Source organism: Dyella soli (assembly GCF_054482295.1).
On record NZ_JBTFFU010000001.1, the window covers coordinates 1628852 to 1640746 of the forward strand.

General features: G+C 65.9%; 9 protein-coding genes. 6 read left to right on the forward strand and 3 right to left on the reverse strand.

Annotation, left to right across the window (positions count from 1 at the left end):
• Window positions 1-106: 106 nt before the first annotated feature.
• Complete coding sequence (gene trxA / locus ACXU4B_RS07570; RefSeq protein WP_131409220.1) at window positions 107-973, forward strand: thioredoxin; 867 nt, start codon at window positions 107-109, stop codon at window positions 971-973.
• 64 nt (window positions 974-1037) lie between these two features.
• Here the strand turns inward: trxA and ACXU4B_RS07575 are convergent, their stop codons facing one another.
• Window positions 1038-3032 carry an alpha/beta hydrolase family protein gene (locus tag ACXU4B_RS07575; RefSeq protein ID WP_131409222.1) on the reverse strand — a complete coding sequence of 665 codons (1995 nt, stop codon included), beginning with the start codon at window positions 3030-3032 and terminating at the stop codon, window positions 1038-1040.
• Between the two features lie 193 nt (window positions 3033-3225).
• Between ACXU4B_RS07575 and ACXU4B_RS07580 the strand changes: the two genes are divergently transcribed.
• The 3 genes from ACXU4B_RS07580 to ACXU4B_RS07590 all read left to right on the forward strand — a co-directional run bounded on the left by ACXU4B_RS07580 (window position 3226) and on the right by ACXU4B_RS07590 (window position 6780).
• On the forward strand, window positions 3226-3720 hold the full coding sequence (locus ACXU4B_RS07580) for a DUF4442 domain-containing protein (RefSeq protein ID WP_131409224.1): 495 nt from the start codon (window positions 3226-3228) through the stop codon (window positions 3718-3720).
• Between the two features lie 48 nt (window positions 3721-3768).
• Window positions 3769-4443, forward strand: a complete 675-nt coding sequence (locus tag ACXU4B_RS07585; RefSeq protein WP_131409226.1) for a DUF502 domain-containing protein — start codon at window positions 3769-3771, stop codon at window positions 4441-4443.
• Between the two features lie 210 nt (window positions 4444-4653).
• Window positions 4654-6780: a M13 family metallopeptidase gene (locus ACXU4B_RS07590; protein WP_131409228.1), complete on the forward strand. Its 2127-nt coding sequence runs from the start codon at window positions 4654-4656 to the stop codon at window positions 6778-6780.
• A gap of 98 nt (window positions 6781-6878) precedes the next feature.
• Here ACXU4B_RS07590 and panE read toward each other — a convergent pair whose 3' ends face one another.
• On the reverse strand, window positions 6879-7811 hold the full coding sequence (panE, locus tag ACXU4B_RS07595; protein ID WP_131409230.1) for a 2-dehydropantoate 2-reductase: 933 nt from the start codon (window positions 7809-7811) through the stop codon (window positions 6879-6881).
• Window positions 7812-8152: 341 nt separating this feature from the next.
• On the opposite strand from panE, the gene ACXU4B_RS07600 reads away from it, so the two are divergent.
• Window positions 8153-10471 carry a catecholate siderophore receptor Fiu gene (locus ACXU4B_RS07600; protein WP_205746536.1) on the forward strand — a complete coding sequence of 773 codons (2319 nt, stop codon included), beginning with the start codon at window positions 8153-8155 and terminating at the stop codon, window positions 10469-10471.
• An 87-nt stretch (window positions 10472-10558) separates the two neighbouring features.
• Window positions 10559-11236 (forward strand): Fe2+-dependent dioxygenase, encoded by a 678-nt coding sequence (locus ACXU4B_RS07605; RefSeq protein ID WP_131409234.1) that lies wholly within the window; start codon window positions 10559-10561, stop codon window positions 11234-11236.
• 146 nt (window positions 11237-11382) lie between these two features.
• Here the strand turns inward: ACXU4B_RS07605 and ACXU4B_RS07610 are convergent, their stop codons facing one another.
• The gene (locus ACXU4B_RS07610; protein ID WP_131409236.1) at window positions 11383-11886 is read right to left on the reverse strand and encodes a type IV pilin protein; all 504 of its coding nucleotides are present in this window, start codon (window positions 11884-11886) and stop codon (window positions 11383-11385) included.
• Between the last annotated feature and the right edge of the window lie 9 nt (window positions 11887-11895).

The window sequence follows — 11895 nt, forward strand, 5'->3', positions numbered from 1 at the left end:
CCAAAGCCGTCTCGGGCCCGTTCTTCCAGGCCGCCGCAGGCCCTTGCGCCCTTGATATGCTGGCCGGCGCCCTGATCTGAGGCCCATCCGTCAACGGGAGTTCCCTGTGAGTGCCACGACCGCCGATGCGCATGTTTTTGAAGTGCGCGAGGACAATTTCGAAGCCGAGGTGCTGCAGGCCTCGCTGACCACCCCGATCCTGGTGGACTTCTGGGCAACCTGGTGCGGCCCGTGCAAGACGCTCGGCCCCATGCTCGAGAAGCTCGCCGCCGAGTTCAACGGCGCGTTCCGGCTGGCCAAGGTCGACGTGGACAAGTCACAGCAGCTGGCGGCCATGTTCGGCATCCGCAGCATTCCCACGGTGATGCTGGTGAAGGACGGGCAGATTCTTGACGGCTTCGCCGGCGCCCTGCCCGAGGGCCAGCTGCGCGAATTCCTTTCGCGCCACCTGCAGCCGTTCGACGGCGCCGCCAACGACGACGCCGAGCCCGAGGCGATCGAGTCACCCGAAGAAGCCATCAACCGCATCCAGCAGGCCATGGCCGCCGAGCCCGACAAGGCGGAACTGAAGCTGGATCTCGCGCTCGCGCTGATGCAGGCTGGCCAGGCCGACGCCGCCGAAGCCGAACTCGGCTCGCTGCCCGCCAACCTCGCCACCGATGCGCGCGCCGTACGCCTGCGCAGCCAGCTCGACCTCGCCCGCGCGCTCAAGGGCGCGCCGTCGCTGCCGGAGCTACAGCAACGCCTGCAGGCCGACGGAGCCGACTGGGCGGCGCGCGATCTGCTGGGCGTGCGCCTGCTGTTGGAAGGCGACGCGCCCGCTGGCCTGGAACAGTTCCTGGCCATCCTGGAAAAGGCACGCGACTGGAATGACGGCCAGGCCAAGAAGCGCCTGCTGGCCGCGTTTGCCACGCTCGACGACGCCGAACTGGTGGGCCGCTACCGCCGCCGGATGGCATCGCTGCTGTTCTGACCAAAGAAAAGGCGCTGCACCACCTCCCGGTGATGCAGCGCCTTTGGCCGTGCGTGAAAGCGCTTTACGGCGAACCGACCGCGCTGCCCGCGCCCTGGCCAATGTTGCGGTCGAGGAACTGGGTTATGCGATCGAACAGTTCGGTGGCGTGCTTCTCGTCGTAGAAGCCATGCCCTTCATCGGACTTGTACAGCCACTCGTGGGCGATGCCGCGCTTCTGCAGGGCGGTGTGCAGGTTTTCACCCTGGTTGGGCAACACCGTCGTGTCCTGGCCACCCACGACCAGCATCACGCTGGCCTTCAGGTGATCGAGCTGATTGATCGGGGAATGCGCAGCCAGCTGCTCTGCGTTGTCACCCATGCGCGAACGCCAGAAATTCCCGTCCCTGAGGCTTTCGGTGGCGTTGCTGCGCTGCTGCGACAGCGGCAGGTCGTAGACACCGACGTAGCCGATCGCGCAACGATAGAGATCGGGTTCCTTCACCGCGCCTTCCAGGGCGGCATACCCGCCGTAGCTGCCGCCAAAGATGCAGATGTGGCCCGCCGTGGTGATGCCTTGCTGGATCGCCCAGTTCGTGCCGTCGGTCACGTCGTCCTGCATCTTGCCGCCCCACTCCCGGTAGCCGGCGTGCGTGAACCCTTCGCCATACCCACCGGAACCGCGATAGTTCACCTGCAACACGGCGTAGCCGCGGGTGGCCATCATCTGCACGTATTCGTCGAACTCCCAGTCATCCCGGATGCCATAGGGGCCACCGTGGATGTACACGACGAGAGGCATGTGCTTGGCCTGCTCCTTGCCGGGCGGCGTACTCAGGTAACCATGGATCGTCAGCCCGTCGCGCGCCTTGAATTCGATCGGCTGCTTGGCCGCCATCAGGTTCGGATTGATCCATTCCGCGCGCTGGAACAAGGGCGTGATATCGCCCGTGGCCTTGTCCCAGAGGTAATACGTACCCGGATCCATGTCCGACGACGCCAGCGCCACCGCCTTGCTGCCGTCATCGGTGCTGGAAACGATGCGCACGCTCTCGCCCGGTAGCTTCTTGGACAACGCGCTGATCGCCTTGATGGTGTCGGTGCCGGCGACAAACGCCGAAGCCGCCGGCGTGCCCGGCGTCGAATAGACGCCTACCACGTCAAAGCCATCCAGGCTGCGAATGAGCCCGTCGGCCTCGACGGTGTCGCTCGTCCACAGCGGCTCTTCCATCGTCTTGCTGGCAACGTCCCAGGAACACAACGCTTCGACGGCGCCCTTGCTGCGGCACCACATGTAGACGTGGCTGTCGTCCCTGCTGAAGGTCGCGGGCCAGGGCACGTTATGGTCGGTCGTTGCCTGGTACAGCAAGGCCCACGGCTTGTCCTCGCCCTCGCGGTAATAGACCTGCAGGTTCGAGTGCACGTCGCGACCGTAGGCAAAGCGCACGACACCATGGTTGTCGACGACAAAGCTGGCATCACGCACCGGCGCCGTCGCGACCTGATGCTTGCTGCCGCTGTTGACGTCCATCTTGAAGATCTGGGTGAATGCGCCCTCGACGCCGGTTTCCCAGGGCGTCACGCCGATCAGCACGTGATTGCCATCCCCCGTGCGCAAGCGATCGATCAGTTCGCCGTAGGCGTACTCCGATTTCGGCTGCTGGATGTGAGTCGCCTTGACCGGGCCGCCCGCGCGATAACCGAACAGGATCTGCGGGTTGCTGCCATCGGCGTTCATGGCCATGATTTCGCCGGTAGAGAAGGGCCTGTCCCAGCCGGCGACCTTGGTGCCCTCGGTGTAGAGCACGCGGTTGTTGTTGATCCACCAGAAGTTGACGACCTGGTTGCCTTCGCGCGGCGTCACCATGCCGCCCTTGTGCGTGGTCAGGTCGATCAGGGCCAGCATGGGCTTGCCCTTGACCACGGTGGTCGCGGCAAGGTGTTTGCCATCCCCTGAAATCTTTACGTCGAGATACTGCTGGTGACGCGCGAGATCGGCCATCGAGACCGTGCCCGCCACCGCCGGCCACGCCAGTAGACAAAGCACGCCGCATGCCGCGCGCCTGAAGAGCTTTTCCATGCAATCCCCCTGTGGCGCGGCGCCCCTTGCGCCGTCGCGTGTCGCAAAAGTATAGACACGCGAACCGGCAGTCAAAGCGACCCCGATCCCGCCAGCGAACGACCGCGGAAGCTCACGAAGCTTGCAGGCACATCGCCCATACGCGAGCGTATGTTTGCGTTATACTGCGCCCCTCCTCGCCCCTGACCACGTTATGCGCGCCTCGACCTTCCGCCGGCTGATGAACCTCTGGCCACCGTTTTTCTTCAACAGCATCCGCGTGCAGTACGTGAGCGAGGACTGGTCGGAATTGCGCGTGGTGCTGCGACTGCGCCCGTGGAATCGCAATTACGTGCGCACCCAGTTCGGCGGCAACCTGTTCGCCATGACCGATCCGTTCTGGATGCTGCTGGCCATGCACCAGCTGGGCAATGACTATTTCGTGTGGGACAAGGCGGGCGCCATCGACTTCGTGGCGCCGGGGCGCGAGAACGTGTACGCCCACTTCCGCCTCGAACCCACGGTGGTGGATGAGTTGCGCGCCGAGGCGGCCGGCGGCCACAAGGTGCTGCGCTGGTTCACGGTGGACGTGACGACGGCCAGAGGAGATGTCGTGGCGGTGGTGCGCAAGCAGTTGTATGTGCGCCTGAAGCCGAAGGCGCGCGTCGAACCCATCGTTGGCACCCGCGTGCCGAGCGCAGCGCCGTAGGCCAGCCTGTCGCCTACAATGCGGCGTCCCCATTCCCGACGCCACTTCATGCCCCGACTGCGCCTCAAACGCTATCTGTTCACCGGCCTGCTTACCTTCATCCCGCTATGGGTGACGTGGGTCGTCTTCAAATTCGTGCTCGGCATGCTTGCCGGCATCGGCGCGCCGCTGGTCTCCGCCCTGCTCGGCTCGCTCTCGCCGAGCTCGCCCAAGGCAGCGGCTGCGCTCAACAGCGCGCTGATCACGTCCGTGCTGGCCCTGCTGCTGACGCTGGTGGTGCTGTACCTGCTCGGCTGGCTGGCCAACCGCATGATCGGCAAGCGGCTGTTCGATGCGTTTGACGCCCTGCTCGCGCGCATCCCGCTGGTCCAGACCATCTACGGCGGCACCAAGAAATTGATGGCGGTACTGCAACAGAAGCCCTCGGGCGTGCAGCGCGTGGTGCTGATCGACTTTCCCCGCCGCGGCATGAAGGTGGTCGGCTTCGTCACGCGCGTGATGATCGAGGACGGCACGGGCCGCGAGATGGCGGCCGTGTACATCCCCACCACGCCCAACCCGACGGGCGGCTACCTGGAAGTGGTGCCGGTGGACGAACTCACGCCCACCGACTGGACCATGGACCAGGCCATGGCCTTCATCATTTCCGGTGGCGCCGTCGCGCCGGACACCCTGCCCGCTTCGCCCGCCACCCTGCGCGATGCGCAGCAAGACCCAGCGTGAAGCGGCGTCACCCGGTCGCGCCGACGCTACCGGGATTTGCCGCAATGAACGCCCAGGCCGCCAACCCGGCGGCCGCCAGGCCCCCTGACCTTTGACACTTTCTGGACCGTGACTTGCGGCCTAGCCTCAAAAGTCAGACATGCGATACGGGGTAGCGTCCGGAACCCACGCGATCGCTGCCACCTGGCCAACGAACCATCGAGGGAATTTATGACCAAACCGTATATGAAGCCCATCGCGCTCGCCGTCAGCGTGGCCCTGTCGTTGAGCGCCTGCGGCAAGCACGAGGAGGCCGCAAAGGCCCCGGCTGCCAGCAGCACTGCGCCTGCCGCCGCCGGCACGGCCGCCACGGCGGCTGCCGCTCCCAAGAGCGTGTTCGACATCAGCGAGCTGGACAACACGATCCAGGCTTGCCAGGACTTCAACGGTTTCGTCAATGCCAAGTGGGTTGCCGCCAACCCGATCCCGAACGATCGCACCCGCTGGGGCGCGTTCGACAAGCTGGCCGATGACAGCCTGAACACCCAGCACGAGATCGTCGACGCGGCCGCCAAGGATGCCGCCAGCGCCAAGGCCGGCTCGATCGAACAGAAGATCGGCTACCTGTACGCCTCGGGCATGGACGACGCCGCCATCGAGAAGGCCGGCTTCGACCCGCTCAAGCCCAAGCTCGGTGAAATCGCCGCGATCAAGAGCGGCAAGGACGTCGCCAGCTACATCACCAACAGCTTCAGCCACGGCGACATGCAGGTGTTCCAGTTCGCCTCGGGCGCCGACTTCAAGAACGCCAAGATGCAGATCGGCTTCACCCAGGAAGCCGGACTGGGCCTGCCCACCAAGGACTACTACGCCGACCCGAAGTACAAGGACATCCGCGACGCCTACGTCGGCTATATCGCCAAGTCGCTCGAGCTGACCGGCGTGGCCGAGGCCGACGCGAAGAAGCAGGCGGACCAGGTGCTGGCCTTCGAGAGCGAGCTGGCCAAGGCATCGCTGTCGCCGGTGGAACTGCGTGACCCCGCCAACGAGTACCACTTCGTGAGCGTCAAGGAAGCCGACAAGGTGACCCCGCACTTCAGCTGGGAAGATTTCTTCAAGGCGCAGGGCGTGACCATCGACAAGGGCTTCTCGCTGTCGCAGCCGAAGTTCTTCGCCGAGTTCGACAAGCTGCTGGCCACCGCGCCGGCGGACCAGTGGCAGGCCTACCTGCGCTTCCATGCGATTGACGATGCCGCGCCCCTGCTGAGCAAGGCGTTCCAGGACAACAAGTTCGAGTTCTACGGCAAGACGCTGGCCGGCCAGCCGGAACAGAAGCCGCGCTGGAAGCGCGTGCTGGGCGGCGTGAACGAGTCGATGGGCGAAGCGCTGGGCCAGCTGTACGTGGCCAAGGTGTTCAAGCCCGAGGCGAAGGAGCGCGCGAAGGAACTGGTCGACAACGTGCGCAATGCCCTGAAGGAGCGCATCCAGCACCTCGACTGGATGAGCGACGAGACCAAGGCCAAGGCCATCGCCAAGTGGAACATGTTCCTGCCCAAGATCGGCTATCCGGAAAAGTGGCGTGACTGGTCGGGCCTGGAGGTCAAGCAGGGCGACTACTACGGCAACGTCATGGCCGCGGCGAAGTTCAACTACAACTACGACCTGTCCAAGATCGGCAAGCCGACGGACCGCCTCGACTGGGGCATGACCCCGCAGACGGTCAACGCCTATTACAACCCGACCGACAACACCATCAACTTCCCGGCCGCGATCCTGCAGCCGCCGTTCTTCTACGCTGACGGCGACGACGCCATCAACTACGGCGGCATTGGCGCCGTGATCGGCCACGAAGCCAGCCACGGCTTCGACGACCAGGGCAGCCAGTTCGATGGCGAAGGCAACAACGCCAACTGGTGGACCGATGCCGACAGCAAGCAGTTCAAGGCGCGTACCGACAAGCTGGTGCAGCAGTTCGACGCGTACACCCCGGTGCCGGGCAAGCCCGAGATCCACGTCAACGGCAAGCTGACCCTGGGCGAAAACATCGGTGACCTCGGCGGCCTCAACTCGGCCTACGACGCGCTGCAGATGGCGCTGAAGAAGAACCCGCAGGAAGCCGGCGGCAAGATCGACGGCTATACCCAGGACCAGCGCTTCTTCCTCAACTGGGCCCGCGTGTGGCGTGGCAACATCCGCGACAAGCAGCTGATCCTGCAGATCAACACCAACGAGCACGCACCGGCCTCGCTGCGCGCGATCGGCGCGCCGTCCAACATGGACGTGTTTGCCAGCGCGTTCCAGTGCAAGCCGGGCGACGCCATGGTGCGTTCGGGCGACAAGCAGGTGAAGATCTGGTAAGTCCCGGCGTCGCGGCCTGAGCCGCGACCTCGCCTCAAGGGAAAGGCGTCGTGCGAAAGCACGGCGCCTTTTTTCTTGCGTGGTCCAGCACGACCGCGTCAGGCGGCGGAACGCACGCGCCTCGCCTCATACGCCTTCAGATGCGCATAGGCCGTGCTCAGCATGGCGAACTCCTGCTCGTCGGCATGGGCGCGCGCCAGCAGGTCGCCCACGACGTGATCGGCCTCGATCGGGCCGCCCTGCTCCAGGTCGCGCATCATCGACGCACTCAGCGTCGATCCCGCCTCGGTCAGCACCGAGCGTGCGCGTGCCAGCACCGCATCGGCCGGTGCGTGGCCGTTGGCGGCGGCGACGCGGTGGCAGTCTTCAAGCAGGTGCAACGTGGCCTGCAGGCCGCCCGGCGCGGCCACGATGTCACCGACCGGCGCGCGCATCAGGCAGGTGATGCCGGCCAGCGAGGCCAGGAACACCCACTTGTCCCACATGTCCTGCAGGATGGTGGTGCTCAGGCGCGGTTCGAAGCGTGCTCCCGCCATGGCCATGGCGATGCGCTCCACCCGCGGCGAGCGGGAGCCGTCGCGCTCGCCGAAGGTCAGGCTGTGCGACTGGTTGAGATGACGCACGGCGCCCGCCGCATCCAGCGTCGCGGCGATGACGCACTGGCCACCGAGCACGCGATCGGCGCCGAAGCGCGCGTCAAGCAGGTCTAGGTGCCGCATGCCGTTCAACAGCGGCAGTAGGGTCGTCTCCGGCCCTACCGCGGGCGCCAGGTCGTCGATGACCTGGGGCAAGTGGTAAGCCTTGCAGCTGAGCAGGACCAGATCGAAGTGCCCACGAAGTTGGCCGGCCTGCACCGTCGGTGGCGCAGGCAGGCTCGCGTCGCCCAGGCTGCTGCGCAGGACGAGGCCGTGCTGTGCCAGCGACGCCGCGCGCCCGGCGCGCACGAGGAAGGTCACGTCCTGCCCGCTCTCGAGCAGCCGTCCCCCGAAATAGCCACCGGTGGCTCCCGCACCCACTACCAGCATCCGCATGACATCGGTCTCCCGCTTTCCAGACTCATCAGGCTAACCGAACCCTGCCGTCCGTTATCGGACTGGGCATGCGCGCCGTCCTGGCGGTGCCTCGGCGGCAGCGCCCGTCACGCTATTGCAACTCATTCTCATTCCCAATAACATTTAATGAATGCTTGGCCGTCGGCCAGCCCAGGGAAACGACGATGGCCGTGCCGCTCGCGCCCACCAGGCGCGCTCGACGGCCCCTCGAACCGCAAGAAAACACGCCCGGATCGACGCCCGCCATCGCCAGCCGTCATCCCCGTCCCCCTGACGGCTGCTGACTGATCCCCCGTTCACCTCATTGGATGAGTTTCTCCATGGCCCACATCAAGAGCCGCAAGCACCCTGTCACCCGCACTGCCCTGGGCGCCGCGACTGCCGCCACCCTGATCACCGGCCTGGCCATGGCACACCCCGCGCTGGCGGGTGACACGACGCCGGATGCGGCCACGACCACCGAGACCAGGAACCTGCCGGGCGTGCAGGTCGATGGCACCGTCGCCAACGACTACAAGGTCGACAAGGTCTCCTCGCCCAAATTCACGCAGCCGCTGCTGGACACCACGCAGACCATCAACGTGATCAGCCGGCAGCTGATCCAGGAACAGGGCGCCTCCACGCTCACCGAAGCCCTGCGCAACAGCCCGGGCGTGGGCACCTTCTACGTCGGCGAAAACGGCACCACGTCCACCGGTGACGGCATCTACATGCGCGGCTTTGACACCTCCACCAGCATCTTCGTGGATGGCGTGCGCGACCTGGGCAGCATCTCGCGCGACGTGTTCAACATCGAGCAGGTGGAAGTGACCAAGGGCCCCGCCGGCACCGACAACGGTCGCACGGCGCCCACCGGCGCGATCAACATGGTGAGCAAGCAGGCGGAACTGGGCAGCGGCGTGACCGGCTCGGTCTCCTACGGCAGCGCCGATCGCCGCCGCGCCACCGCCGACTGGAACCAGTCCATCGGCGACAGCTCGGCCTTCCGCCTCAACGTGATGGGCCAGGACAGCGGCGTGCCGGGGCGCGACAAGGTGGAGAACAACCGCTGGGGTGTGGCGCCGACGCTGGCATTGGGCCTGGGCACGGCAACCCGTGTCTACCTCGACTACCTGCACGTGAAGCAGAACAACGTGCCCGACGGCGGCGTGCCCACCATCGGCCTCCCTGGCTACAGCAGCCCCGACCCGAAGCGTCCGCAGATCGGCGAGGCGCCAATGGTCGATTCCTCGCACTTCTACGGCACCACCGCCGACCATGACCATGTCACCGCCGACATGTTCACCGCGCTGGTCGAGCACGAGTTCAGCGCCGACATGGCGCTGCACAGCACCACGCGCTGGGGCCGCACCCGCGAGGACTACCTGCTCACTTCGTTCATGGGCAGCGCGGCAAACCTGCTGACGCCCAACCTCAACGATCCATCGACCTGGACCCTTGCGCGCAGCAACCCGACGTTCAAGCACCAGGCCAACCGCATCATCACCAACCAGACCAACCTGACGGCGAACTTCGACACCGGTGGCATCACGCACAACCTCAGCACCGGCATCGAGCTCACGCAGGAAAAGGCCACCACGGAAGGCATCGCAGCACTCAATGGCACGACCTGGCCCGCTGCCAACCTGTATGCCCCGGACTGGGATGTGACGGGCCTGGCCTACGGCCCCACCGGTGCCTACAGCAATGCCAAGACCAACACCGCTGCCGGCTACGTGTTCGACACGCTGAAGTTCAACGAGCATTGGCAGTTGAATGCGGGCGTGCGCCTGGATCACTACGACACCGATTTCACCAGCCAGGTGCAGTGCGGCGCGCGCAATGCGCCGGCGTGCGGCAACCTGCCCCTCGGCGCCGTCGTGCCGGGCCTCGATACCAGCAAGAGCGACAACCTCTTCAACTGGAAGCTCGGCCTGCTGTACAAGCCGGCACCGAACGGCAGCATCTACGCCAACTTCGCCGTATCGGCCGAGCCGCCGGGCGGCGCCACGCTGACGCTGAGCAATGCAGCCAACAGCGCGGACAACCCCAACCTCGATCCGCAGAAGGCGCGCACCGCCGAAGTCGGCGCCAAGTGGGAACTGCTCGACCACCGCCTGCTGCTGACCGGCGCGCTGTACCGCACCACGGTCACCAATGACCTCGTGCAGGATCCGGTCACCCTGCTCTACTACCAGGTCGGCAAGAAGCGCGTGCAGGGCGTGGAGCTCAGCGCCGTGGGCAAGCTGACCGACAACTGGGCGGTCAGCGCGGGCTTCACCACCATGGACACCAGCGTGGTCAGCGGCACCGCCGTGAGCAACGACGGCTCGTCCGACCTTGCCTATACACCCAGGAGCGCCTTCACCAGCTGGACCACCTACCGCCTGCCCTTGGGCCTGACCATTGGCGGTGGTGCGCGCTACGCCGGCGAGATGAAGCGCGGCGTCGACGGCGCCATCGGCACCCCGAGCTACACCGAAGCCTATTGGGTGTTCGATGCCATGGCATCGTACCCGGTGAACAAGTCCTTCGACCTGCAGTTGAATCTGTACAACCTGTTCGACAAGGACTACGTGGCCGCCATCAACAAGAGCGGCTACCGTTACACGCCTGGCTCGCCGCGTTCGGCCATGCTCACGGCCAACTTCCGGTTCTGACCCCGTCCTGGCATCGTCATGCCGGCGAAGTCCGGCATGACGCGCGCGGAGTATCCAAAGCTTCCAGGCTGCTTTCGAGGAACGACCATGCTGCTGCACATCCCGGACATCCTCGATCGCCAGCAGGTCACCCGCATCCGCCAGGCGCTGGACCGCGCCGACTGGACCGACGGCCGCGAAACCGTCGGCGCGCAAGGCGCCCAGGTAAAGCGCAACCTGCAATTGCCGGACGCCTCGCCGTTGCGCGAAGGACTGGGGCGCGTCGTGCTCGACGCGCTCGCCCGCCACCCGCTCTATCACGCCGCCACCCTGCCCCGGCGCACGCTCATGCCTCGTTTCAACCGCTACGAGGGCGGCGGCCAGTATGGCTTCCACGTCGATGGCGCCGTGATGGCGCTGCCCGATGGCGAGCAGTTGCGCAGCGACATCTCATGCACGCTGTTCCTGGCCGATCCGGAGGAGTACGACGGCGGCGAACTGGTGATCAGCGACACCTACGGCGAACACGAAGTGAAGCTGCCCGCCGGCGACATCATCATTTACCCCTCGAGCAGCCTGCACCGCGTCGCACCGGTGACACGCGGCGCACGCCTGGCGGCCTTCTTCTGGGTGCAGAGCCTGGTGCGTGACGACCACCGGCGCCGCATGCTGTTCGAACTGGATACGTCCATCCAGGCCCTCACCCGGACCGGCGCCGATGCGCAGGCCGTGTTGCAGCTGACAGGCGTGTACCACAACCTGCTGCGGCAATGGGCGGAGAGCTGATGCAGGCTCATCCGCTGCGCTGAAGCCTGCCGCGAGCGGGAAGACGTGCCTTCCCTCAGCCAGCGATGCCGGAGGCGGCGCCCCCAGCGACTAATCCTTCTACGCGACGCCGCGGCAGCCTGGGCTGCGCGCAGCACGCCCCTTGCTTACCAGCAGGCAGCCGTCCCGTTCGAACCGGAAACCGTGCGCGTGCCGGTCTGGTCCAGCGTAAGCGTTCCGCAGCGCGCATCGCGGGCGGCCTGGGTGCCCGTCGGCACGGCCGTGATCGTATAGGCGGTCGCGGTCAGCACGGTGGGCGCCGGATAGGTGTAATTCGCGCCCGTCTGCGTGGCGCTGGCGCAACCGGGCAGCGTGTACGGATTCGCAGTCGCGGTGCTCGGATCCTGGTCGTAGCGCAGATAGGTCGTGTAGTAACGCTCCATGTAGTTGGCCACCTCGGACAGGCAGCCCTCGGCCGCCACGCGATTGGCCTTGGCGATGTGCGACACATACGACGGATAAGCAATCGCCGCCAGGATGGCAATGATCGCCACCACGATCATCGTCTCGATCAGCGTGAAGCCGAGCTGGCGCCAGCCCGGTCGTCGCGCGTGCGAGCTCCACAGTCCATGCGCGGGGGCTGCACCAGTCAGTGAGGAAATACCTTTCATCATTCGATC